The 23,983-nt window shown below is 47.3% G+C and carries 22 protein-coding genes; 10 read left to right on the forward strand and 12 right to left on the reverse strand.

All coding sequences use genetic code 11. The features are described 5' to 3' along the window. Positions 1-144: 144 nt before the first annotated feature. Positions 145-1,404: an inorganic phosphate transporter gene (locus tag OCV37_RS02420; RefSeq protein ID WP_038178284.1), complete on the reverse strand. Its 1,260-nt coding sequence runs from the start codon at positions 1,402-1,404 to the stop codon at positions 145-147. A gap of 129 nt (positions 1,405-1,533) precedes the next feature. Continuing rightward, positions 1,534-2,214: a TIGR00153 family protein gene (locus OCV37_RS02425; protein ID WP_021020529.1), complete on the reverse strand. Its 681-nt coding sequence runs from the start codon at positions 2,212-2,214 to the stop codon at positions 1,534-1,536. Positions 2,215-2,416: 202 nt separating this feature from the next. On the opposite strand from OCV37_RS02425, the gene OCV37_RS02430 reads away from it, so the two are divergent. From OCV37_RS02430 to hldE, 4 genes are all read left to right on the forward strand, one after another. Then, positions 2,417-3,937 carry a CYTH and CHAD domain-containing protein gene (locus tag OCV37_RS02430; RefSeq protein ID WP_038178283.1) on the forward strand — a complete coding sequence of 507 codons (1,521 nt, stop codon included), beginning with the start codon at positions 2,417-2,419 and terminating at the stop codon, positions 3,935-3,937. 323 nt (positions 3,938-4,260) lie between these two features. Next, a complete protein-coding gene (locus OCV37_RS02435) occupies positions 4,261-5,517 on the forward strand; it encodes a methyl-accepting chemotaxis protein (protein ID WP_038178215.1) in 1,257 nt (418 codons plus the stop codon). Between the two features lie 194 nt (positions 5,518-5,711). Further along, positions 5,712-8,558, forward strand: coding sequence for a bifunctional [glutamate--ammonia ligase]-adenylyl-L-tyrosine phosphorylase/[glutamate--ammonia-ligase] adenylyltransferase (gene glnE / locus OCV37_RS02440; RefSeq protein ID WP_038178214.1), 2,847 nt, complete (start codon positions 5,712-5,714; stop codon positions 8,556-8,558). Positions 8,559-8,635: 77 nt separating this feature from the next. Then, a complete protein-coding gene (gene hldE, locus OCV37_RS02445) occupies positions 8,636-10,066 on the forward strand; it encodes a bifunctional D-glycero-beta-D-manno-heptose-7-phosphate kinase/D-glycero-beta-D-manno-heptose 1-phosphate adenylyltransferase HldE (RefSeq protein ID WP_038178213.1) in 1,431 nt (476 codons plus the stop codon). Between the two features lie 92 nt (positions 10,067-10,158). Here hldE and tolC read toward each other — a convergent pair whose 3' ends face one another. Further along, entirely contained in the window at positions 10,159-11,466 is a 1,308-nt protein-coding gene (gene tolC, locus OCV37_RS02450; protein WP_038178212.1) for an outer membrane channel protein TolC, read from the reverse strand. 233 nt (positions 11,467-11,699) lie between these two features. Between tolC and nudF the strand changes: the two genes are divergently transcribed. The 6 genes from nudF (at position 11,700) to parC (ending at position 18,652) form a co-directional block, all read left to right on the forward strand. Then, positions 11,700-12,329, forward strand: a complete 630-nt coding sequence (gene nudF / locus OCV37_RS02455; protein WP_038178211.1) for an ADP-ribose diphosphatase — start codon at positions 11,700-11,702, stop codon at positions 12,327-12,329. Next, positions 12,317-12,775, forward strand: a complete 459-nt coding sequence (locus OCV37_RS02460) for a DUF1249 family protein (protein WP_038178210.1) — start codon at positions 12,317-12,319, stop codon at positions 12,773-12,775. Before nudF ends, OCV37_RS02460 begins: the two co-directional genes overlap by 13 nt. A gap of 12 nt (positions 12,776-12,787) precedes the next feature. Further along, complete coding sequence (gene cpdA, locus OCV37_RS02465) at positions 12,788-13,609, forward strand: 3',5'-cyclic-AMP phosphodiesterase (RefSeq protein ID WP_038178209.1); 822 nt, start codon at positions 12,788-12,790, stop codon at positions 13,607-13,609. Between the two features lie 41 nt (positions 13,610-13,650). After that, a complete protein-coding gene (yqiA, locus tag OCV37_RS02470; protein WP_038178208.1) occupies positions 13,651-14,235 on the forward strand; it encodes an esterase YqiA in 585 nt (194 codons plus the stop codon). Positions 14,236-14,480: 245 nt separating this feature from the next. Further along, positions 14,481-16,361, forward strand: coding sequence for a DNA topoisomerase IV subunit B (gene parE, locus OCV37_RS02475; RefSeq protein WP_038178207.1), 1,881 nt, complete (start codon positions 14,481-14,483; stop codon positions 16,359-16,361). A gap of 2 nt (positions 16,362-16,363) precedes the next feature. Further along, the gene (gene parC, locus OCV37_RS02480; RefSeq protein ID WP_038178206.1) at positions 16,364-18,652 is read left to right on the forward strand and encodes a DNA topoisomerase IV subunit A; all 2,289 of its coding nucleotides are present in this window, start codon (positions 16,364-16,366) and stop codon (positions 18,650-18,652) included. Positions 18,653-18,769: 117 nt separating this feature from the next. Here the strand turns inward: parC and OCV37_RS02485 are convergent, their stop codons facing one another. From OCV37_RS02485 to coaE, 9 genes are all read right to left on the reverse strand, one after another. Next, complete coding sequence (locus tag OCV37_RS02485; RefSeq protein WP_038178205.1) at positions 18,770-19,246, reverse strand: DoxX family protein; 477 nt, start codon at positions 19,244-19,246, stop codon at positions 18,770-18,772. A gap of 10 nt (positions 19,247-19,256) precedes the next feature. Beyond that, entirely contained in the window at positions 19,257-20,006 is a 750-nt protein-coding gene (locus OCV37_RS02490) for an HvfC/BufC N-terminal domain-containing protein (RefSeq protein WP_051680279.1), read from the reverse strand. Next, entirely contained in the window at positions 19,990-20,910 is a 921-nt protein-coding gene (bufB, locus tag OCV37_RS02495) for an MNIO family bufferin maturase (protein ID WP_038178204.1), read from the reverse strand. The genes OCV37_RS02490 and bufB overlap by 17 nt, the downstream gene beginning before the upstream one ends. Positions 20,911-20,925: 15 nt before the next feature. After that, entirely contained in the window at positions 20,926-21,201 is a 276-nt protein-coding gene (locus OCV37_RS02500) for a BufA1 family periplasmic bufferin-type metallophore (protein WP_038178203.1), read from the reverse strand. Between the two features lie 87 nt (positions 21,202-21,288). Further along, complete coding sequence (locus OCV37_RS02505; RefSeq protein ID WP_261888114.1) at positions 21,289-21,483, reverse strand: zf-HC2 domain-containing protein; 195 nt, start codon at positions 21,481-21,483, stop codon at positions 21,289-21,291. Next, positions 21,480-22,106 (reverse strand): RNA polymerase factor sigma-70, encoded by a 627-nt coding sequence (locus OCV37_RS02510; protein WP_038178202.1) that lies wholly within the window; start codon positions 22,104-22,106, stop codon positions 21,480-21,482. Before OCV37_RS02510 ends, OCV37_RS02505 begins: the two co-directional genes overlap by 4 nt. A gap of 258 nt (positions 22,107-22,364) precedes the next feature. After that, entirely contained in the window at positions 22,365-22,568 is a 204-nt protein-coding gene (gene yacG / locus OCV37_RS02515; RefSeq protein ID WP_038178201.1) for a DNA gyrase inhibitor YacG, read from the reverse strand. Between the two features lie 33 nt (positions 22,569-22,601). Then, positions 22,602-23,342, reverse strand: a complete 741-nt coding sequence (gene zapD, locus OCV37_RS02520) for a cell division protein ZapD (protein WP_038178200.1) — start codon at positions 23,340-23,342, stop codon at positions 22,602-22,604. Positions 23,343-23,373: 31 nt separating this feature from the next. Then, entirely contained in the window at positions 23,374-23,982 is a 609-nt protein-coding gene (gene coaE / locus OCV37_RS02525; RefSeq protein WP_038178199.1) for a dephospho-CoA kinase, read from the reverse strand. Position 23,983 lies beyond the last annotated feature (1 nt).

Below are 23,983 nucleotides of genomic sequence, written 5' to 3' on the forward strand. Positions count from 1 at the left end.
AACGATAGGGTTGAAAAGTAAATCTCTTCAAATAGTAAAAAGTTTCTTTATGTGGTGCAACAAAGAAGGGAGGCTAGGCCTCCCTTTATGCAGATTTGAGTCAATAATCACATGGTTCTGACACAGGTCTGACGGTTGCACCGGCTAAATAAAGAACTTCTCTATCATATAATAGAAAACAACAGCCAGTAGTGCACCTGCGGGGAGTGTTACGACCCATGACGCAACAATGTTACGTACCACACCTAGGTTTAATGCTGCAATACCACGGGCGAAACCGACACCGAGAACCGCACCAACCAGCGTTTGCGTGGTTGAAATCGGTAACCCGGTTCCTGAGGCCAGAACAACGGTCGAAGCTGTTGCAAGCTGGGCAGCGAAACCACGGCTTGGTGTCAGTTCGGTGATTCCTGTCCCGACGGTTTCCATCACTTTGTGTCCCAGTGTTGCGAGACCGACGACGATCCCCAGTCCGCCTAACGGTAAGATCCACCAGGCAATCTGGCTTTTTCCTGAAATCTGACCCAGATTTTCGACGGTGGAAACCACCGCTGACAATGGACCAATCGCATTGGCGACATCATTCGAACCATGTGCGAAGGCCATTGCACAAGCAGTCACAACCATCAGGACACTGAAAATACTTTCAACACCGGAGAAGCTGTGGTCCTCTTCCCGTTTTGAGAAGCGCTTTTGGATATACAGATAGCCGCCGACCATGACGAGTGCGGAAACAAACATCGCTGCAAGCCATGCTTCACCAGTACTCAAATGGAGGCCGACATGTTTCAGACCTTTCTTTATGGTAACCAGCGCGATAACCATCGTGGTGATAAACATGTAAACCGGGACAAAACGTTTCGCATTTTGGAGCGGATTTTCTGTATCGAATATCAGACGTTGTGCACTGACGAAAATAACATAGGCAAAGAAGCCTGAGATAATCGGAGTGATAATCCAACTGCCGACAATCCCTTGAACGGAATGCCAGTCAACCGCTTCGGTACCCAGCGTGATACAGGCAAAACCGATGATCGCACCAATAATCGAGTGAGTTGTAGATACGGGCCATCCCATATAAGAGGCGAGCAACAACCATGTCCCTGCCGCTAGAAGCGATGACATCATGCCATAAACAAGAATTTCAGGTTGTGCGACAAAGAGATTTGTTTCAATGACGCCTTTACGAATTGTGTCTGTTACTTCTCCACCGGCAAGATAGGCGCCGGCGAACTCAAAAACCATCGCAATAAAGATAGCTTGTTTTACGGTCAGTGCCTTGGAGCCAACCGATGTTCCCATCGCATTTGCTACATCATTAGCACCGATGCCGATCGCCATCAAGAAACCGAAAGCTGCTGCCACAAGAATCAAGATAGAACCGTAATTTACAAGGATATCCATCATAATACCTAGTTGTTGATAACTAGCGGAGCACACGCGACCTTCTATCGTGGCATGAAATTCAGCCACAATAATCAGATTAGAGACGCAATGTGTGAGTGCCCTTAGTTATTGTGAAAATCTATAATCTCAGGAACGAGAGAGCATTAGCTCTAAGCGAGCTCCCACACGTTGAGCCTGGTCAGCGATACCGCCTACCCACTCTAGAATTTTGTATAAGAACATCATGTCAATCGGATTATATTTTGACTCGATAGCCATCAGCTGCTGACGCAGGTGAATTTGCATCGTGTCGGTATCATCCTCAATGGCGTCAAGTTGGTTGATCATTTCCGCAACCAATGTCACTTCCCGGCCTTTAAATCCGGTTTCAAGAAGTTCATCCAGTTCACCGATGACTTTCTGCGCTTGGGTCGCTGCATCCAGACAACGTTTCACATAGGCGATAAAATCTTTTTGTAGTGGCTCTGGAATCATCAGCTCTCTGCCGTAAACCCGGCCAGAGATATCTTTCGCGAGATTCGCGAGTTTATCTTGTTGGGTGAGCAGTTCGAGCATATCGGTTCGATCAACCGGGAGGAATAATCCGCGCGGCAGTTTCAGGCGGATTTCACGTTTGAGTACGTCGGCTTCTTTTTCCAGATGAGAGATCTGAGCGCGAATTTCGGCTGCTTTTTCCCAATCTTTCTGGAAGGTAACTTCAAAGAAACTGATCAAGTAAGAACAGCATTCATTGACACAGACGACGTGTTTCTGCAAAGGCTTAATTGGGGACTTTGCAAATAACCCCATAATTGTATTCACTGGCATGTGACTCAATCCAAAAAATATAACCTTAAAAGAACATACAACATTATGATGAAATGTTGAACATTGGCTATAAAGGCGCGCATGGTAACTCATTCGACGGTGCTTTAAAACCATTTTAGCGTACGAATGATATGTTATTTCTCACTTGCTCCTGTCCGAAATTGGCAATATCCTGTCGCTATCTGCCACGAAAGGTATTGTTATGGAAACTGAGATAGAACTGAAGTTTTTCGTTTCTCCTGAATATTCAGATGTTTTGCGTCGTAAGCTTGCCCAGACCAAAGTATTTCAGCATCGTTGCCGTGAATTAGAGAATACATATTTTGATTCACCGGATAGCTGGTTGCGTCAGCACGATATCGGTCTGCGTATCCGATGTTGTGACGGGGTTTATGTGCAGACGGTGAAAACTGCTGGTCGGGTGGTTGCCGGGTTGCATCAGCGACCGGAATATAATGCTGAACATGACAGTAACACTCCCTCTCTTTCCCTCCATCCTCAAGATATCTGGCCCGAAGGCCGCAGCCCCGAAGTATTAGAAGCCGAGCTTCTTCCCTTGTTTTCAACCGATTTCACGCGTGAGCAGTGGCTCGTCGGCATGCCCGATGGCAGTCAAATTGAAGTCGCATTCGATCAGGGCAAAGTAATCGCCGGAGAGTTAGAAGCGCCGATTTGTGAGGTGGAGCTGGAGCTAAAATCCGGCCAGACCGATGCGTTGTTTTCTCTGGCCAGAACATTGAGTGATGAAGGCGGGGTTCGCCTTGGTAATTTAAGTAAAGCCGCCAGAGGGTATCGATTGGCTTTCGGATATCCGGGCGATGAACCCAAACCGTTGGCGCTGGTTGAAACAACAGCCAATGATTCGGTTGAGTCTTGTTTTATCAATTCACTGGAACATGCCTTAGATCATTGGCATTACCATGAACAAATTTATGCCGAAAAAGCAACGAACGATGCACTGCATGGGATCCGTTATGCCGTTTGCTTTATTCGTCAGACTCTTGCCATCTATAGTGATATCGTCCCGCGACGTGCTAGTGCCATCCTGCGCCAAGAACTCAAATGGCTGGAAGAAGAACTGTCTTGGCTGAAAATGTCCAACTATCTTGATTATCTTTGTGACGATAAAGGACATATTTTGCGCAAACTGGATGCCCGGAAGTTTTTACTGGGAGAGTTGCGGACACTACAGGAAGATTTACCTTCAACGCAGGATATGCTGAAGCTGTTTTATGGCTCGCGTTATGTGGGCTTGATTCTGGATCTGAGCCGATGGATTTTGACGAAAGGCTGGCAGCCTTTTCTCAATGAGAAGGCTCGGGTGATGATGGCAGAGTCGATCGAAGCATTTTCAGCAGAGCAACTGGAACACAGCTGGAACGAGTTATTAGCCGCTTTTCCTGCCGATAAAGTGTTTTCCAAACAGGATTATCTGATTCAGCAATATTGTCTGATGCGAAACCTGTATACCGGGATTGGATTTGCCAGTCTCTATAACGAAGGGGAACGCCAGTCCTTCAGACTGCCATGGGCTGACTTGTTGCAAGGGATTGATGATCTGTTAACTCTTGAACCCTTAGAGCAGCAAGTTGACAAGCTGGAAGGCGAGCAGCAAGAGCAATTAAAACGGTGGTTGATTCGTCAGGAAAACTCAATTCTTCATGCGATGGAGCAGACTCGAAACATCAGTATGAGTGTGACGCCATATTGGAAACATATCTAACCTGAAAAATCGAATCAGTATCGGGATGTTCCGTTCATGCGCCCTGCGTCTTCTCTTCTGTGAGATATAACATACAGAAAAGACTACAGAACAGCTCCGATGAGTCGATATAATCAATGATTACTCTGAGCATCAAAACCATCTGTCAGTGTAGATAGCCTGAAAATATAAGGGTATCTACGCTGTTCTTGATGACCTTCATAATGTTTGCAGGTGAATTTTGGTATGCTCTTTCCATAGTGATTGCAATCATAAATATAAGCCATAGTGATTAGCGGGAACGATTGAATTAGGAAAATTAGGACTTTTAGTGGAGACGGATCATGACAAAACTGGCTTTTAAGCCTTGGGAACGAGTAATTACGGATATTCGTCTTGTTCCCAAAATGGTGATGCTGATGGTATTCAGTACGATATTAATCGTTGCAAAACAGCTCTGGGATGCCAGTGTGTTTTACTCGGCCCTTTTGGATGCCACGAACAATGTTCAGATTGCACAACATCACTATGAAGCCTATATCACCCAAGTTGTCTGGCAAACGTTACTATTAATCATTGTCTTTATTGTTCTGTTGCTGTTTGCAGCGAGAGTGATGTTAAGACAGACGCAGTATATTAGTGATGCAATTAAGATCATGGCAAACCGGGATTTATCTGAACCGGTTGAGATGGAATGTAAGGATGAATATGGCGATGTTGCCAGAGAACTCGAAAAAACCCGCCGTCAATTGCAGGACATGATCAAACTTCAAATCAGCAGTTCTCAGGAATTATCCGGTCTGACTGAAGTGATGACACTCAGCATGTCGGAGACAAAAGAGTCGGCGCAGGAAGAGTTTAATGAAATTGATCAGTTAGCGACGGCAATGAGTGAAATGTCTTCGACGGTTCATACGGTGGCTGAGCATGCACAAAGCGCCTCTTCATTAACTGAACAGGCTTCTTCCCGTGCGAAAACCGGGCAGGAATTTGTTCAGAGTACGGTTCTGAAAATGCGTGATCTCTCCTCTGATATTTCTGAATCGGCACAAGCAGTCAATCAGGTTGAGGAACGGGTTGTTGCTATCAGTAGCGTGGTCGGCACAATCCAGAGTATTTCTGAACAGACCAATTTATTGGCACTGAATGCGGCGATTGAAGCGGCCCGTGCCGGCGAAGCTGGCCGGGGCTTTGCTGTGGTTGCGGATGAAGTCCGCAATCTGGCTCAGCGAACTCAGCAAGCAACTGTTGAGATTCAGGACATGATCTCTCAGCTGCAAAGCAGTGCCAATTCTGCTGTCGGGCTGATGGAAAAGAGTGTTGTTGAAGCGGCTGACGGTGTTGAATTAGTCGCGAATGCGGGCAGTGAGCTGGACGGAATTGTTGAACAAATTCAGCAAATCAATGATATGAATTTCCAAATTGCCAGTGCTGCCGGTCAGCAGAGTGGGGTTGCCGAGGAAATGAACCAGAACCTGACCAATGTCCGAGAGCTGGTAGAAGCGTCAGTTACTGTGGTCGGTGAGTTACTGGAAACATCAGAAATCATGCAGAGCAATGCCGAGGAACTGGATCAGAAGATAACTTCATTCAAGGTCTGATCGTGTTGTGAAACGGTAAGCGCTCACTGAGAGGCTGTTGCACTTTCGTGGTTTAATCACGTTGGCGCAGTTTCTTCAAGTGGGCGTTTTTTTTGCCATCATTTTTGCAAGCGGGCTGCTTTTTTACTTATTCGTTTTAACCTATTCGTTTTTACTTATCAGTTTTGTCGGGCACCGATCATAAGAGGCTGTGAATGCAATTACCATCCGAACTTCAAGCATTATCCGATTTAAATTATCAGCGGGTGACGGAAAAACATCCGGTGATTTTATCCTGGCCTTCATCTTTAACCGAACAACTGAAATATGTGTTGGGATTGAGTGATTTCCTTTATGAAGCATTGATGCGTGATGCGCAGTTATGTGAGATGTTTCCGGCAATGATTGCATGCCAGTCCCGGGCTGAGGGTTACCGGCAACAGTTACAACAACAGTTGGTTACAGAGCCGGATGAAGCGACGGGAGAGCATATTCTGCGCACGGTGAGAAACCGGGAAATGTTTTATATTGCCTGGCGTGATTTTCTGGCGGACTCGCCACTTGAAGAAAGTTTGCATCATCTCTCAGAATTGGCGGAAGCATTGATTTTTGAAACATATCAATGGCAATACGCGCTTTGCTGCAAGCTGTGGGGAACACCGGTCAACCAAGCCGGTGAGACCCAGCCCATGTTAATTATCGGGATGGGAAAGCTGGGTGGCGGAGAACTGAATTTTTCATCCGATATCGATTTGATTTTTGCCTACCCGGATAACGGTGAAACGCAGGGAGTAAGAAAAAGTATTGCCAATGCACAATTCTTCACGCGATTGGGACAGAGAATCATCAAGAGCCTTGATCAACAGACAGCGGATGGTTTTTGCTATCGCGTTGATATGCGACTCAGACCTTTTGGTGATAGCGGCCCGCTGGTAATGAGTTTTGCTGCATTAGAAGACTATTATCAGGAACAGGGCCGAGACTGGGAGCGTTATGCAATGGTCAAAGCTCGTGTGATGGGGCGTGAAATGTATGCGTGCTATCAGGAACTGAGACAGATGCTACGTCCTTTCGTCTTTCGCCGTTACATTGATTTTAGTGCGATCCAATCACTGCGCCGGATGAAGTCGATGATTCAAAGTGAAGTACGTCGCCGAGGTTTAGTGAATAATATCAAACTCGGTGCAGGCGGTATCCGGGAAATTGAATTTATTGTGCAGTCATTTCAGTTGATTCGGGGAGGTCGCGAACCGAGTTTAAGAAAACGTGGTTTATTAGAAACGCTGGAGGCGATCCTGACATTAGGGCTACTCGATGAACGTGATGTCGCTTCGCTACAACAGGCCTATTTGTTTTTAAGACGTGTAGAAAATCTGCTGCAGGCTCTGGCGGATAAGCAGACGCAGACCTTACCCGATGATTCATGTTCCCAGCAGCGTCTGGTGACCGCTTTAGGAATGGCGAGCTGGGAGGCACTCCTGCAGAATATTCAGGCACATATGGACCGAGTGCATCAAGTCTTCAAAGCTTTAATCGGCGACGAAGATGAGAGCGAAGAAACGCCGGTTGAGCCGATGTATCAAGAGCTTTGGGATATGGCCAATAAACCGGAAGTGATCGCGGATATCCTCCAAAAAGATCTCGCCTTAGCCCCGGAAAGCCAAATCGCAGGCGTACTGCTGCAATTTAAAACTGAGCTGGCGAAAAAAACATTGGGCCCCCGCGGGCGGGAAGTGTTAAATCATTTAATGCCGAAAGTGTTTCAGGCGGTTTTCCGTCACCCGGATGCTCAGTTTGGCTTCTCCCGGGTTCTGTATCTGTTGCAACGTATCGCTACCCGTACCACCTATCTGGAGTTGCTCGATGAGCACCCGGCGGCGCTGATGCAATTAACCCGTTTATGTACTGCGAGTCCGATGATTTCTGAGCAATTGGCGCGTTATCCGATTTTGCTCGACGAATTACTGGATCCGCATCAGCTCTATCATCCGATTCCGCTTGATCAATACCGGATTGAACTGCGAGATTTCTTAGCTCGTATTCCTCAGGATGATATGGAACAGCAAATGGAAGGTTTGCGTCAGTTTAAGCAGATCTGTCTGTTGCGTATTGCTGCTGCTGATATTGCCGATGTCTTACCTGTCATGAAAGTGAGTGACCACCTCACTTATTTGGCTGAAGCCATTGTTGAAGCGGTTGTTCAGCAGGCTTGGGAACAGTTAAAGGAAAAATATGGGGAGCCGACACATCTGAATCAGCGTGATGGCAAAGGATTTGCTGTGATTGGATACGGTAAAGTCGGTGGTTGGGAACTGGGTTATAACTCCGATCTGGACTTGGTTTTTCTGCATGATTGCCCGGCCAATATCAATACCAGTGGTCACAAAGATATTGATGGTCGGCAGTTTTATCTGCGTCTGGCCCAACGGATTATCCATATTTTCTCGGTGCGTACGGCTTCCGGCATTTTATATGAAGTTGACATGCGTCTCCGGCCTTCAGGGGCCTCGGGGCTATTAGTTGCACCGGTCAGTGCTTTTGCAGAATATCAGCATCAGGAAGCATGGACATGGGAGCATCAGGCTCTGGTTCGTGCCCGGATGATTTACGGTGATGAATTACTGGCAGATTCATTTTTGCAAACTCGCCATCAGGTCTTAAGCCGTGTCAGAGATGCATCGGTTCTGAAACGAGAAGTGGTTGAGATGCGAGAGAAAATGCGTCAGCACCTCGCGGAGAAAAAACCAGGCCGTTTTATGCTTAAACAAGATCGTGGCGGGATTACGGATGTTGAATTTCTGGCACAGTATCTGGTGCTTGCTTATAGCAGTCAGTACCCGGAACTGACCCGATGGTCGGATAATGTCAGAATCTTCGAGTCGTTGATGGCGGTCGGTATGATGTCATCAGAACAGATGCAGGCACTCATTGAGGCCTATACCACGATGAGAGACCAAATTCATCACCGTAATTTGCTGAATCTGGATGCGGACGTCAGTCAGGATAAACTCATGACCGAACGTCAAGTGGTGACTCAGGCATGGCAACAGTGGCTGGGATAATATCTCGGAGAGTGGTTATTCAGCCTGTGATTCGGCTGTGATAAACTCTGAACAAATCGAAAAACTGGAGAGTTCTAATGAAGCCAATTCTACCTGACTATAATCAAGCAGGTGTTTTAATTGTTGGTGATGTGATGCTGGACCGTTACTGGTATGGTCCGACTGGGCGAATTTCACCGGAAGCCCCGGTTCCTGTCGTGAAAGTTGAACATAATGAGGAACGTCCGGGCGGGGCAGCAAACGTTGCTATGAATATTGCATCGCTTGGCGGACAGGCACATCTTGTCGGGTTAACCGGACAGGACGAGCCAGCCGCAGTGTTGGAAGAAAAGCTGACTTCATTAAATGTACATTGCCATTTTGTCGCCTTACCGTCTTATCCCACGATTACCAAATTACGTGTATTAAGTCGCGGACAACAGTTAATCCGTCTTGATTTTGAAGATAAATTCGAGAATACCGATCCCGAGCTGATTCTGGCGCGGATGGAAAGCGCGTTGCCTCAGGCCCGCTCTGTGATTTTATCGGATTACGCCAAAGGGGCTTTGGAGCATGTTCAACAGTTAATTCAGAAAGCCAAACAGTTCGGTGTTCCCGTTTTTATTGACCCGAAAGGGGCCGATTTTGAACGCTATCGGGGAGCCACGCTACTGACGCCCAATATGGCTGAGTTTGAAATGGTGGTCGGTAAAGTCCACTCGGACGATGAATTGGTTGAGAAAGGCTTTGCCTTGATTGACAAATATGAACTCGAGGCCTTGTTAGTGACACGAAGTGAGCATGGCATGACTTTGCTGCGACGGGGACATGAACCGTTCCATTTACCGACGCTGGCTAAAGAAGTTTATGATGTGACGGGAGCAGGAGATACGGTTATTTCTGTTCTGGCAGCTTCTGTTGCTGCAGGCAAACCATTAGATGAAGCCTGTGCGCTGGCCAATGCCGCTGCAGGTATTGTTGTCGGCAAAGTCGGGACATCAACCGTCTCAACGATTGAATTGGCAGAAGCGATTCATGGCAGTCAGGATACTGATTTCGGGGTTGTGAGTGAGAAAGGATTAATTGAAGCGGTCAAAAAAGCACAGGCCCGTGGTGAAAAAGTGGTCATGACCAATGGTTGTTTCGATATTCTTCATGCCGGACATGTCTCTTATCTTAATCATGCGGCACAACTGGGTGATCGCCTGATTGTCGCCGTGAACACGGATGAGTCGGTCAAGCGCTTGAAAGGCCCCGGTCGTCCGGTTAATCCGACAGATCGCCGTATGGCGGTTCTGGCCGGGTTAGGTGCGGTGGACTGGGTTGTCCCGTTCAGCGAAGATACCCCGCAACGACTGATTGCGACTGTATTGCCGGATTTACTGGTCAAAGGCGGTGATTATCGTCCTGAAGAGATCGCTGGTGGTCAAGAGGTGATTGCTGCCGGAGGGGAAGTCCGGGTGCTGAATTTTGAAGATGGTTGCTCGACGTCTGAAATTATTGAAGCTATCAAAGGTGGCCGTGGTTAAGCGTTACACCCGGCAACAATCCCTAAAGAAACAATCAATAAAAAAGCCAGCAAAGCTGGCTTTTTTATATACAGAGCGGCATATCTGGAGAATTATTTCAGACCCGCATTGATATCAAGGATATCCTGTTCATTTAAGGTCCCGACAGCCTGTTTTAACTGAAGCACATTCAAGATGTAATCATAACGGGCATCAGATAGCTTTCTGTTAGCATCATAGAGGCGACGGGTTGAATCCAACACATCCACAATGGTTCGGGTACCGACATCAAAACCGGCTTCCGTGGCTTGCAGTGCCGATTTTGCCGACACAACCGCTTGTTGGTAAGCCCGGATCGCTTCGATAGAGGCGTTGATGTTGTTATTGTATGCCCGAACATTTTTGACAACGCTACGATAGCTTGCCTCAAGATCCTCACTGGCCTGAGTTAAACCATACTCGGCTTGTTTGGTCTCTGCGGTAATTTTACCACCGGTGTAAAGGGGAACGGAGAGGTTGACACCGACACTGACATTATTGATCGGATCGAAAGCTTTATAGTTCGCATTGGACTCTTCGTATTCATGTTTAGTGCTATAGCCCGCATCCAAACTCAGGTTTGGTAAATGTCCTGAACTGGCTAAAGCGATTTTTTCACGGGCAATATCTTGTCCGATTCTGGCCGTCAGCAGCGATAAATTTTTCTTCTGAGCTTCGTTGACCAGCTCGCTCATCGTGTTGTTCATTCGACTGGCAGAGAAACGATCGGTATCCAATGGGCTGAGATGATCGTGTGCCTGACCGGTAATCTCCCGAATCGCTTCATAGCTGTTCGTCAGATTATTTTCAGCTAACACTTCATCTGCCAGCACACTATCGTACTGTGCCTGAGCATCATGGACATCGGTAATCGCAGATAAGCCGACTTCGAAACGTTGTTTTGTCTGTTCAAGCTGGCGAGCCACGGCATTTTTTTCAGCACGCACAAAAGCGAGGTTATCTTTGGCTCTGAGCACCTCAAAATAAGCTTGAGCAACACGTAAAATCAGGTTCTGTTGTGTTTGCGCATATTGAGAATCGACCTGACGAGCGGCTTTCTCAGCAATACCCAGATTCAGCCAGCTGTTTCGGTCATAAAGCTTCTGGGATAAAGTCACCCCTGCTGACCATTGCTTGCTATCTGCAACATCTTTATTACTGCTGATAATGTTGTAACCTGTGGACAGGTTAATTTGTGGTAAGAGTTCTCCCCGGGTTGACTTTATTGCTTCATAGGCTGAGTCTCGTTGTGCCGCTGCGCGAAGCAACTGGGGATCATTTTGTTTGGCTTGGTCATAGATTTCCGCAAGGGTATCTGCCCAAACGATTGGGGACAGACTGCCCAGAGTGATACTGACGCATAGTGGGAGCAGTTTTTTCATTCTTCCTATTCCTGCAATATTGTCATGAGAGATTGCGCTCGATAGTTTAACCTAAATTTCCGAAGAAGTGCTCAGGCAGTTTGTCATTTTTCTGGTTAATTATCCATCTGTATAGTAAACAAATTACTTAATTTAACTATTTTAGTAATTTTTGTATAAAAAATTGAGCTGCATCCTTGGTACGTAAACTCTTACATGGTTAAATTTAAACATTCAAATGGAGAAGAGAAAGAATGCGATCCTCACAAAAAGAGCCGACACAATTTTCTGCTCAAGATTTGCAGGTTGTCAAAAAAGAGACACTTTTTAACGGCTTCTTCAAAATGGTAAAGTATTATTTCAAATATAGGCAGTTTGAAGGCGGCTGGAGCCGGGTTGTTGAACGGGAAATGTTTGTTCGGGGACGAGCTGCTGCCGTGCTGCTTTATGATCCGGTGCTTGATCAGGTGGTCTTAATTGAACAAATTCGTGTTGGTGCGCTTGAAAACCAGCATCCATGGCAGTTTGAAGTTGTTGCCGGGATTGTCGAAGAAGGTGAATCATCGGAAGACGTTGTGCGTCGGGAATCTGTTGAAGAAGCGGGACTCGTCGTCGGGCGGATTACTCCGGTAACGTCATATTATCCTTCATCCGGCGGATGTAATGAAATGATTGACGTGTATGTCGGTGAAGTCGATTCCTCTGTCGCGCATGGTGTTCACGGGCTGGATGGGGAAGATGAGGATATTCGTGTCCATGTATTAAGCCGGGAAGCGGCTTATGACTGGGTGAAGACGGGTAAAATTGAAAATGGTGCCTCCATTATCGCGTTACAATGGCTGGCGTTAAACTGGGAAGAACTGAAGACACAATGGCAGAAGTAGCAATGAAAAAGCCGTATCATGTTGATTTACCTGAGCTGATGCGGGTTTATGAAACAAACTACGCAAAACTAAATGCGTTGTTGCCTTCGCTGCACAGCGCTGAAGATGTGCGTTGTTACCAAGCCTTGCGTATGAATTATCAACTCGAAGTTATGGAAGTGACCAAATATACAACATTGGTCAAAATCTGTCAGAGTGATGATGTGGCTGTATTTCCCTTACCCACCATGTCGGTCCGTTTATATCACGATGCGCGTGTTGCTGAGGTGTGTAGCGCTGAACAGATACACCGTTTAAAACCTCGTTACGACTATCCGAACGATAGTATGGTACAAAAAGATGAAAAGGCGCAGACCAACCGCTTTTTAGGTGACTGGCTGACCTTTTGTTTAAAGCATGGTATTACTCGTGCACCGATTAATATCCGGGATCGATCATCTTCATAAGGTTAAGTAAATTTGGACGTTTCGTTTCATACCGAACATCTTGAGAGTATAAAACTGCTTCAGGTGACCGATACTCATTTATTTGCTTCTGATGAGGGCAGCTTGCTCAGTGTCAATACAGCCAATAGTTTTAAGGCTGTCGTGCAACAAGTGATCGCCAGAAATGTCGATTATCAGCTCATTCTGGCGACCGGAGATATTTCTCAGGATCATTCCGAAGCGTCTTATCAGCTTTTTGTCGATGGCATTGCGCCTTTGCAGAAGCCCTGTTTGTGTCTGCCGGGAAATCATGATGAGCAAATTGCGATGAAAACCATTCTGGCAAATTCTCAAATCATCCAACCGAGACACGTGACAGTGGGTGCCCACTGGCAGATGATTTTGCTCGATTCTCAGGTCTCCGGGGTTCCCTATGGGCATATCAGTCCTGAACAGCTCGAACAGATGGACGAGATTTTACGGCAGACGCCGGCAAAACATACGCTGATTTTACTCCATCATCACCCGTTGTTAGTCGGGAGTCGTTGGTTGGATCAGCATACGTTGAAAAACAGCGACGCATTCTGGGAAGTCCTGTTGAAATACCCGCACGTTAAAGGTGTCATTTGCGGTCATGTCCACCAAGTGATGGAGCGTGATTACCATGGGATTCAGGTGATGTCTACACCGTCAACGTGCGTTCAGTTTAAGCCGCACTCGGATGAGTTCGCTTTGGATTTAGTCTCTCCCGGTTGGCGTGAACTGGAGCTTCATCCCGACGGACAACTGACGACACAGGTTGGTCGTTTGAAGCAAGGTCTTTTCTTACCTGACTTCTCTGCAAACGGATACTGATAACAGCAAATCACCCGCATGGGGCGAGGATGAGGTCATCAATGCACAAACCTTCTTTATTGATCTATATTCACGGTTTCAACAGCTCCCCTTTATCTCATAAGGCGATGATTATGCAGCAATACTGCCGTGATTATCGTCCTGACATGCGAGTCATTGTGCCACAGCTTCCCTGTTTCCCTGAAGCAGCCGCCCAAATGCTTTTCGAGTTGATTCGAGAGAAACAGCAAACGTATCGTATTGGTTTGGTAGGAAGCTCGCTCGGTGGCTATCTGTCTATCTGGCTGAATTCACAGTTTCATCTCAGGGCTGTTGTCGTGAATCCGGCGGTTCGCCCTTACGAATTGTTACAAGACTATCTTGGCGAACAGGTGAATCCATATACAGATGAAAAGTATACGCTGGCAGCGTGCCATATCGAGGAACTTAAGGGGTTGGATATCGAGGTACTGCCTGATCCAAGCCAGTTCTGGTTGTTACAACAAATGGGTGATGAAGTGCTTGATTATCGTCAGGCGGTTGATAAATTTCGAGACGCCCGACAAACCGTAGAACAGGGGGGCGATCATAGCTTTGTGGGCTTTGAGCGCTACGCTGCTGCGATTCTCGAATTTCTGGAACTTTGACATGCATTGAGAAAAGTGTCAGAAACTAAGGCCGAAGCCTGACAGATGCTTGACAGGACGCCTTCTCTTCCAGACTATACCTCAAACATCGATGGGAAAGAGGAGGATTGAAGTCTCTGGCATTTCCCACGTATGATGTGTGCCATACAAATAAACTTTTTTCAGTGACAACTGTAAATAATCTCGAAATGTTTACAGATTGAGCGCAAAGTTAGAATCATTGATTGATATAAGCATCCCGAAATATGACTGAACAATATAATGCTGGTGCCATTGAAGTATTGAATGGCTTAGAACCAGTGCGTCGCAGACCAGGGATGTATACCGATACCGCACGTCCGAACCATTTAGGTCAGGAGGTCATTGATAATAGTGTTGATGAAGCGTTAGCCGGGTATGCATCGAAGGTCCAAGTTATTCTTCATTCTGACCAATCTCTGGAAGTGATCGACAACGGGCGGGGTATGCCGGTTGATATTCACCCGGAAGAGAAAGTTTCAGGCGTTGAGCTGATCATGTGTAAGCTTCACGCCGGAGGTAAATTTTCCAATAAAAATTATCAGTTCTCCGGTGGTTTGCACGGGGTGGGGATTTCGGTCGTCAATGCCTTGTCCAAACGGGTGGAAGTCACCGTTCGGCGTGACGGGCAAGTCTACGAAATTGCGTTTGAGCATGGTGATAAAGTCTCGGACCTGACGGTGACCGGCACTTGTGGCCGTAGAAATACCGGAACCAGCGTTCACTTCTGGCCGGATAGCAGCTACTTTGATTCTGGTAATTTCTCGGTTTCGCGGTTGATTAACAACCTGCGCGCTAAAGCGGTATTATGCCCCGGCCTTGAGATTACCTTCGACGATAAAGTCAATGGTAATGACTACCGCTGGTTCTACGAAGATGGCTTGAAGGATTATCTGGCTGAAGGTGTTAAAGGCTACACGTTGTTGCCTGAAGAGCCTTTTACCGGTGAGTTTAAAGCTGAGATTGAAGCCGCCACCTGGGCCGTGATTTGGCAACCGGAAGGTGGTGATATGATCACCGAAAGCTACGTCAACTTGATTCCCACAGCATTAGGTGGCACGCACGTCAATGGACTGCGTCAGGGGCTACTCGATGCCATGCGTGAGTTTTGTGAATTCCGTAATTTATTACCGCGTGGGGTTAAACTGACGGGTGAAGATGTTTTTGAACGTTGCTCCTACGTCTTGTCTGTCAAAATGCAGGATCCACAGTTTGCCGGACAGACCAAAGAACGCCTGTCATCACGTCAGACCGCTGCATTTGTTTCCGGGGTTGTCAAAGATGCATTCAGTCTGTGGTTGAATGAAAAACCACAACTGGCAGAGCAACTAGCCGAGGTCTGCATTGCAAATGCTCACCGTCGGATGCGGGCCAGTAAAAAAGTCGTCCGTAAAAAAATTGCTTCAGGACCAGCCCTGCCGGGAAAACTGACCGATTGTACGGTGCAAGATCTCAGTCGGACTGAATTATTTCTGGTGGAAGGGGATTCGGCGGGCGGCAGTGCCAAACAGGCCCGTGATCGTGAGTTTCAGGCCGTGATGCCATTGCGGGGGAAAATTCTCAACACATGGGAAGTCTCCGGCGATCAAGTGCTGGCTTCACAGGAAGTTCATGATATTTCAGTGGCGTTGGGGATTGATCCCGACAACAACGATCTCGACAGCCTGCGCTACGGTAAAGTGTGCATCCTCGCTGATGCGGATTCAGATGGACTGCACATTGCGACGTTATTATGCGCACTCTTTACGCGCCACTTCCCAGCGCTGGTTCGTGCCGGACATGTCTATGTTGCGATGCCTCCGCTTTACCGGATTGATTGCGGTAAAGAAGTCTACTATGCATTGGATGATCAGGAAAAAGATGGCGTGCTGGAACGCCTGAGTCAGAAAAAAGCCAAAATCAACGTACAGCGTTTTAAAGGACTGGGGGAGATGAATCCACTTCAGTTACGTGAAACAACCATGGATCCGAATACGCGTCGCCTTGTCCAGCTCACCATCGATGATGCTGAAGCAACCGATGAGATGATGGACATGTTGCTTGGTAAGAAAAGAGCTGACGACAGAAGAACTTGGTTGCAACGCAACGGTGACTTGGCAGAGGTATAAACATGGCAACAGAAATCAGTTTTGACGGGGTAGAACAGCTGCCGTTACGTAAGTTTACGGAAGACGCATACCTGAACTACTCGATGTACGTCATTATGGACCGCGCACTGCCTTACATTGGCGATGGTCTGAAACCGGTTCAGCGCCGTATTATTTATGCGATGTCGGAGCTTGGGTTATCGGCTTCGGCCAAATATAAAAAATCAGCACGGACCGTCGGGGACGTGCTGGGTAAATATCACCCGCATGGTGATTCGGCTTGTTATGAAGCGATGGTTCTGATGGCACAACCTTTCTCTTACCGTTATCCGCTGGTGGATGGTCAGGGGAACTGGGGGGCGCCGGATGATCCGAAATCTTTTGCAGCGATGCGTTACACCGAAGCCAAGCTGTCGCGTTTTGCGGAAATACTGCTTGGCGAACTCGGGCAAGGCACCGTTGAGTGGCAACCCAACTTTGATGGCACCATGCGCGAGCCACAAATGTTGCCGGCACGCTTGCCACATATCCTGCTTAATGGGGTTACGGGGATTGCTGTCGGAATGGCCACTGATATTCCGCCGCACAATGTCCGGGAAATTGCCAACGCAGTCATCCATCTCATCGATAAACCACAGGCTGGCTTAGATGAGATTATGGAATTCGTTCAGGGGCCGGATTACCCGACCGAAGCCGAAATCGTCTCTGCGCGAACCGATATCGAAAAAATCTATCGAACCGGTCGTGGCAGTATCAAGATGCGGGCCGTCTGGCACAAAGAAGGTGGTGATATTGTCATTACCGCACTGCCTCATCAGGTTTCCGGTGCGAAACTGCTGGAGCAAATCGCCAGCCAGATGCGGGCGAAGAAACTGCCGATGGTCGAAGATCTGCGTGATGAATCTGACCATGAAAATCCGACCCGAATTGTGATTGTACCGAGCAAGAAAAAAGTCGATTGTGATGTGCTGATGAATCACCTGTTCGTTTCGACGGATTTAGAAAAGAGCTTCCGTGTGAACCTGAATATGATTGGGCTGGATAATCGTCCTCAGGTGAAAGGGTTGGTGGAAATTTTATCCGAATGGCTTGAGTTCCGCCGGAGTACGGTCAAGCGTCGCTTGCAGTTCCGGTTGGATAAAGTGCTGGCCCGGCTACATATCCTTGAGGGTTTGCTGGTTGCTTATCTCAATCTTGATGAAGTCATTGAGATAATTCGCAACGAAGATGATCCGAAAGCCGTTCTGATGGCGCGGTTTGGTATCACGGAAATTCAGGCGGATGCGATTCTGGATACACGCTTGCGTCATTTAGCAAAACTGGAAGAGTTCAAAATCCGGGCTGAGCAAGAAGAACTGGAAAAAGAGCGGGATAAATTAGAACAACTGCTTGGTTCAGAGCGTCGTTTGAATACGCTGCTGAAAAAAGAACTCAAAGCCGATGCTGAAAAATATGGTGATGACCGTCGTTCTCCTTTGGTTGAGCGGGCCGAAGCAAGAGCCTTAACGGAAAGAGAACTGGTACCGAGTGAACCGATTACAGTCATTTTGTCGGATAAAGGCTGGATTCGTCATGCGAAAGGTCATGATATCGATTGTCAGGGGCTGAACTATAAATCGGGCGATCAATATCTGGCGCATGCCTGCGGGAAAAGTAATCAGCAGGCGGTGTTCTTCGGCAGTGATGGCCGTAGTTACTCGCTTGAAGCACACACCTTGCCATCCGCCCGTTCTCAGGGTGAGCCGATTACCGGGCGTTTGAATGTTGCAGAAGGCACTCAAATCCGTCAGGTGGTCATGGGCGATGAAGATCAGCTCTGGTTGGTCGGTTCAGATGCCGGATATGGATTTGTCTGTAAAGGCAGTGATTTTCTCTCCAAAAACCGCAGCGGGAAAGCACTGGTGAACTTGCCGGATAACGCACTGATCATGACGCCGCAGCCGCTGAGCAGTTTAGAATCTGATGAAATTATGGCGATCACTAATCAGGGACGGATGTTGTTATTCCCGATTAAAGATCTGCCTCAATTGGGGAAAGGCAAAGGCAACAAGATCATTAATATTCCTTCAGCAAAAGCCAAAGCAAGAGAAGAGTTTGTCTCTCATCTGATGGTGTTGCCGCAAGGGGCTGCACTGACGATCTATGCCGGTAAACGTAAGCTTGGACTGAAACCTGACGATCTGGAGAACTTCCGGGGCGAACGAGGCCGCAGAGGTGCATTACTGCCGCGTGGCCTGCAACGGGTGACCCGGATTGACATTGACGATGTGGTTGATGAAGCGGATACGCAAGCTGGCAATGAAGATATTTAATTGACATTCATGGCGCAGCTATCGTGAGAAATAAAAAAACCGGGCAATGAGATTGCCCGGTTTTTTTATAGATTCATTGTGTCGGTTTACTTACTGGTTACTACACTTACTTACGACTTATTGATTGAAGCCGCGACACCTTAGCCGGGCATCTAGTGATATCGCGCCCGCGCCTTTGTACATGATCCAGGCACTCAGTGCCAGCCAGGTCGCATGTGTCGGATAAGCATCCGGGTAAACAAAAATCTGAATCACCAGTGTCATACCAAAAATTCCCAGCGCGGCAAGACGGGTCGCCAATCCGGTAAGTAATAAGACGGCAAGCACATGTTCGGCAATCGTGGCAAGGTAAGCAGCCATCACATAAGGAATGACTGGGAGGTCATATTCATATTCGAACAGGGCAAATGTGCTGTCCTTGATCATCGGCCAGCCGAAATGGATTGGGCCGGAAATCAAATTGAAAGCAAAGCCTTCAATTTTGGTTTGTCCGGAGAGCCAGAAAATTGCAGCGAGGCCAAAGCGACTCAGCAATAAGATGATCGATTCGGTCCACGGAGAGGCCGATATTTTCTTCAGCAGCGGCAGTGACATAAACAGGCTCCTATTGTGGCCAAATGGCTCGAATAATGGGTTTTTGCAATAGCGTTGCAAATAACGCCGGAAAATGGTCAGGTACGATATTTTGGCTGGCTTGCGCGAGCGTGACGCCATGCTTTAGCTGTTGAATTAAGTGGTATTCATCCGCAGAAAGAGGATAGAACACCCCATAGTACGAACTTTTAGTCAGTAGTAGGTACTCACTTTTATTCCATTGAATATCCTGAATCATCACGGCTGAGTCTGGCTGGTGGGCCTGATAAATTAAGCCAACAGCATAAGAGGTTTGCCATAACCAACAGGGGTCCGTGAGTTGCCAGACCGATTGTGTCGGGTCGGCGCATGCTGCCAGATGTTGTTGAATATCGCTGATAGAGAGTACGGGGATATCGGCGGCGTGGGTCAATTGCAATAACTGATATTCCAGCTGGGCTAATTCACTGAAGTAAGGCAGCGATGAAAGCTGTGGTATCGAGCGGGAAAACTCAGCAAATTGCGCCCCATACTCGCTCAATATTGGCGAAGTTGGCGGATAACGTTGAATAAAATGTCCCGCCAGCATGCGGAAGAAATCCTCACCAACCACCTGTTTGCAGACCGGATAGATTTCTTCCAGTGCCTCAGTCAGTGAGTGATAGACATTGTTGCGGTAAACGGCAAAGCGAGCTTGTCTTTCTGCGACTGATGCGGCGTCGATTTGTGGCAGTGCGTCATCGTTTTGCATCAGAATCGACTGGCTAAATTGCTGTTGCATGTTCGGCCCCTGATGCTGATTGAACGGTTCGTTGAATACGCGTCCGGATCTGATCTGCCATTGTTGCCTGCTGTTGCAGTACCACCAGTTCCGGGAGTTGTCCGTCCCATTCAATCAACGTGGGTTTATCGCCCCATTTTTGCAACGTATATTGATAGAGTTGCCAGACATCATCCGCGACTTCCCGATCATGACTGTCAATTCTCAGAGGGACGGTCTCATTTTTGTCTACAGCGTAACCGGCCAGATGAATCTGTCGCACGGCCTGACCCGGAAATTGATCGATATATTGGTAAGGATCCTGCTGATGATTAAAACAGGAAACGGCAACATTATTGACGTCAAGTAGTAACTGGCATCCGGTCCGCTGGATGATAGTCGTGATAAATTCCAGCTCACTCATGGTTGTTGTTTTAAAGCGCAAGTAGGTCGATGGATTCTCCAGTAGCATGGGGCGCTTCAGTTGTTCCTGAACCTGATCAATGTGCGCACAAACTTGCGCCAGCGTTTTTTCTGTATAAGGAAGTGGCAGTAAATCGTTGAAAAAATGATTGAAATGGCTGGACCATGCCAGGTGTTCTGAGAAAACCAGTGGTTCAATCCACTCGACCAGTTGCGCGACTTTCTTGAGGTGCTCCCGGTTTAACGGCGACTCGCCACCGATAGAAAGGCCCACGCCATGAACGGTGATCGGATAATGGGCCCGAATCTTTTCCAGATAGTAACGGTTGGGGCCTCCGGCGGAGAGGTAGTTTTCGGCATGGATTTCAAAAAAACCGATGGTTGGTTTTTCTGCCAGAATCGCCTGATAATGACAGGGTTTTAAGCTCACCCCACTCAAGTGTGGAAAGCCCGAAGACGTTTGCACGTCTTCGGCGGATGGGGTTGGACGAAGTTCAATCATCGCGAATTCCCCGACTTAGAATGCTTTGAGCTGTCCATGACCTGTTGGTGAGGTTTCAGAGCTCATATCCATACAAGTCCCTTTCGGCACAAGCTTCCATGCATTTCCCTGATAGTCGGTTTTCGATGTTCCGGCGCAAGAAGTACCCGGTCCGGCTTTACAATCATTTTGTCCGGCAAGTGCGACTCCGTAGCATTTTTCTTTACTGGCTGCCTGTGCCGGTAATGTTGCTGCCGAGAGTGCAACCGCAGTTGTCAGAGCGAGCGCTAGAGATGTTTTTGATGTGTTCATCGTGTGTTCCTCACAAGTGTGTTGTCTGATTCCCTTATTCGACGGATGAACAGGGATGGGTATTACACTAAAAATGAAAAAAATTTATTATTTTTTATCTTTTAATTCTGTATGCATGTAACTTTTTGATAATAAACGAATATCATCCATCTGTTTGCCAAAGCGACGGCAACTGCTGCACATGCCCGTATGGAGGTGTAGTGCTAATTTTTCTTTGGTGGTGAGTGTTCGCTCCATTCGCTCGGAAAGAAGTCGGGTGGCTTGCTTACAGTTCATCATCATCGTTCCTCCGACAGATACCAGTTATTTTCTAAACACTCCCTGAGTCTGAGACGAGCACGGTAGAGCGTGACATTGAGGTGACTGATCGATATGTCTTCATGGTGACAAATCTCGGGAGTTTCCAGCTCAAGAAACTCTCGCATCATGAATAATCGCCCATAGCGTTCCGGTAAGGCATTCAGGCAAGCATCGAATACGCGCCAAAAATGTTCATTTTCAATGCAACTATCAGGTTGTTGCCATTTCACCGGGCGTTCATGTTTATGCCAGTGGCCATGTTGATCAAACAGCTTTTCCATCAAGGCATCACCTTGTGTACAGTCTCCTTGTTCAAGCTGGCTGGCGACCGTGGTGCGTTTTTCTTTTCTCAGCAAATCGATCAACTTGTTCTTGAGAATGGCAAAAATCCAAGTTTTCAGTGCGGCTTGCTGTTCAAACTTATCGATATGTTGATACGCAGCAATCATTGCTTCCTGGACCGCATCCTCGGCCAGTTGCTCGTCTTGAACTTGTAAGCGGGCAAATTTCAACATCTGCTGCCTTAACGGTTGGATAAACTGCTCATCGTCAAAGAGATGTTGTGAAAATGTATTTAGTTGAATATCTGAATCGGCTAATGTCATTCAATATCTCAATAAAAAGGAACTCTGTTAGTTTAGACGAATCTTGAATCAATTCCTTACAGGGTATTTTTATTTTTTATGGATCGGGTGACGGCATTGTGCGTGTTGATGATGTCCTTCGTCTGCATCACCGGGGGATCCAGCCGATGAGCAAGCCGGGGGAGGTCGTTCTATCCGGCATTCACAGAAAGAGAAAGATGGTGGTGGGAACAATAGAAATATCCGCCCCAATACAGAGCGGATGTGAAGATGTGAAGGTTAATCGAGATTGTCTTCTGACCAACCATCCGTATCGGATGTATCGGGGGCACTGGGAATGACATTTTCTTCATTGGCCCAACTGCCGAAGTCGATCATTTGGCATTGTTTACTACAAAACGGGCGAAAGGGGCTTTGCTCTCCCCAGACAACAGCTGCGCCACATTGAGGACATTGAACGGTTGTGATCTTTGGATTCGTCATAATTCTCTATATTGTTCGTTAGTCACATGTACGTTAGCAACAAACCGCCAGTTCAAACTGGATATCGCAGGTGCTGGCTTGATTTGTTTCAAATTCAATAAATTTTATCGCAAAACGGTTTTTGTGTCCTGAAATCATCGGATAAACCCCATATTCCAAAGGGATCATCAGGCGGAGAATATTGGCATCTTCGGCATCACTCTGATAAAAGCCTGATTTTGCCGTATAAGCCCGGTACTGACCTGTTTCCCGGGCGAGTTTCAGCCACAGACTCAGTGCAGATGATAGGGGTTTCACGGTTTGGAGCCAAGTCAAAGCATCCTGCTGTTTTTGTTCTGTCGGGGTATGCAGCCAGTAATGCAGCGCCGGCAGATCAAAACAGCATGATCCTCCGGGAAGATTAAAGCGTTGGCGGATCGCGCTCAGGAAGCGATCTTCTTTGAGTGAGACGCCAAACCGCTCTGCATTCATCAGATTTGAATGCACTTCATCCACTTCTCTCAGTAATGCCAACAATGTATTTTGATCGACGCCGTCAACATTCAGCCAGTTTCGGTACATGATCCGCTGCTTTTCGATATCTTTTGCCAATTCACTCCGGAGCTGGATCTGTTCAAAAATATCAAGCAGGTCAAATAATGCCCGGAAAAAAAGCTGATATTGGTCTCTCTCATCAAATTGAGATGCACGATGGAGCTGGGCCAGCAGGGATTCGACTCTCAGATAAATTCGAGTCTTTTCATTCAGAGGATGTTCGAATTGATGGATCGTCATTTCGCTAGCCTTTATTGATTCCGTTTCATTGTCACAAATTTTTGCCGCACATGGCTAGATACTTCTGGTGTAATGTTGTGATTTGAGACAAAAGTTGGTCATTTTCTGCGCTATTGTCAATCACGTCATCGGCCACGGCAAGTCGCTCTGCCCGGGTAGCCTGCGCAGAAAGTATACGCTGAGCATGATCATCACTGATCCCGTCACGTGCCATTGTGCGCTGAATTTGTATCGCTTCTGCAACATCGACAACTAAAATTCGGTTTGCCATCGACTGAAGTTGATTTTCAACTAAGAGTGGAATGACTAACAACGCATAGGGTGAGGTCGTGTGAGTCAGTGCTATTTGCATTTTTTGTCTGATCATCGGATGAAGTCGTTGATTCAGCCATGATTTTTCTTCCGGGTCAGCAAAGATAATTTCTCTCAGGCGCGCACGGTTTAATGTCCCGTCTGCGTTGAGGATTGTCTGACCGAAGTGCTCAGCAATGGCAGCCAGACCTGACGTCCCGGGAGCGACAACTTCTCTGGCAATGACATCGGCATCAACGATATCAATCGCAAAGTGTTGATGAAAAAGTTCGGCTACCGTTGTTTTTCCGCTTGCGATGCCTCCGGTTAACCCGACAACGAATGTCATA

The organism is Vibrio rhizosphaerae, from assembly GCF_024347095.1.
GTDB classification, from domain to species: Bacteria; Pseudomonadota; Gammaproteobacteria; order Enterobacterales; family Vibrionaceae; genus Vibrio; species Vibrio rhizosphaerae.

Bases quoted from the DNA above. Each gene is read 5' to 3' on its own strand.
- OCV37_RS02420 (WP_038178284.1), bottom strand. From the start codon at position 1,404: ATGGATATCCTTGTAAATTACGGTTCTATCTTGATTCTTGTGGCAGCA.
- OCV37_RS02425 (WP_021020529.1), bottom strand. From the start codon at position 2,214: ATGCCAGTGAATACAATTATGGGGTTATTTGCAAAGTCCCCAATTAAG.
- OCV37_RS02430 (WP_038178283.1), top strand. From the start codon at position 2,417: ATGGAAACTGAGATAGAACTGAAGTTTTTCGTTTCTCCTGAATATTCA.
- OCV37_RS02435 (WP_038178215.1), top strand. From the start codon at position 4,261: ATGACAAAACTGGCTTTTAAGCCTTGGGAACGAGTAATTACGGATATT.
- glnE (WP_038178214.1), top strand. From the start codon at position 5,712: ATGCAATTACCATCCGAACTTCAAGCATTATCCGATTTAAATTATCAG.
- hldE (WP_038178213.1), top strand. From the start codon at position 8,636: ATGAAGCCAATTCTACCTGACTATAATCAAGCAGGTGTTTTAATTGTT.
- tolC (WP_038178212.1), bottom strand. From the start codon at position 11,466: ATGAAAAAACTGCTCCCACTATGCGTCAGTATCACTCTGGGCAGTCTG.
- nudF (WP_038178211.1), top strand. From the start codon at position 11,700: ATGCGATCCTCACAAAAAGAGCCGACACAATTTTCTGCTCAAGATTTG.
- OCV37_RS02460 (WP_038178210.1), top strand. From the start codon at position 12,317: ATGGCAGAAGTAGCAATGAAAAAGCCGTATCATGTTGATTTACCTGAG.
- yqiA (WP_038178208.1), top strand. From the start codon at position 13,651: ATGCACAAACCTTCTTTATTGATCTATATTCACGGTTTCAACAGCTCC.
- parE (WP_038178207.1), top strand. From the start codon at position 14,481: ATGACTGAACAATATAATGCTGGTGCCATTGAAGTATTGAATGGCTTA.
- parC (WP_038178206.1), top strand. From the start codon at position 16,364: ATGGCAACAGAAATCAGTTTTGACGGGGTAGAACAGCTGCCGTTACGT.
- OCV37_RS02485 (WP_038178205.1), bottom strand. From the start codon at position 19,246: ATGTCACTGCCGCTGCTGAAGAAAATATCGGCCTCTCCGTGGACCGAA.
- OCV37_RS02490 (WP_051680279.1), bottom strand. From the start codon at position 20,006: ATGCAACAGCAATTTAGCCAGTCGATTCTGATGCAAAACGATGACGCA.
- bufB (WP_038178204.1), bottom strand. From the start codon at position 20,910: ATGATTGAACTTCGTCCAACCCCATCCGCCGAAGACGTGCAAACGTCT.
- OCV37_RS02500 (WP_038178203.1), bottom strand. From the start codon at position 21,201: ATGAACACATCAAAAACATCTCTAGCGCTCGCTCTGACAACTGCGGTT.
- OCV37_RS02505 (WP_261888114.1), bottom strand. From the start codon at position 21,483: ATGATGATGAACTGTAAGCAAGCCACCCGACTTCTTTCCGAGCGAATG.
- OCV37_RS02510 (WP_038178202.1), bottom strand. From the start codon at position 22,106: ATGACATTAGCCGATTCAGATATTCAACTAAATACATTTTCACAACAT.
- yacG (WP_038178201.1), bottom strand. From the start codon at position 22,568: ATGACGAATCCAAAGATCACAACCGTTCAATGTCCTCAATGTGGCGCA.
- zapD (WP_038178200.1), bottom strand. From the start codon at position 23,342: ATGACGATCCATCAATTCGAACATCCTCTGAATGAAAAGACTCGAATT.
- coaE (WP_038178199.1), bottom strand. From the start codon at position 23,982: ATGACATTCGTTGTCGGGTTAACCGGAGGCATCGCAAGCGGAAAAACA.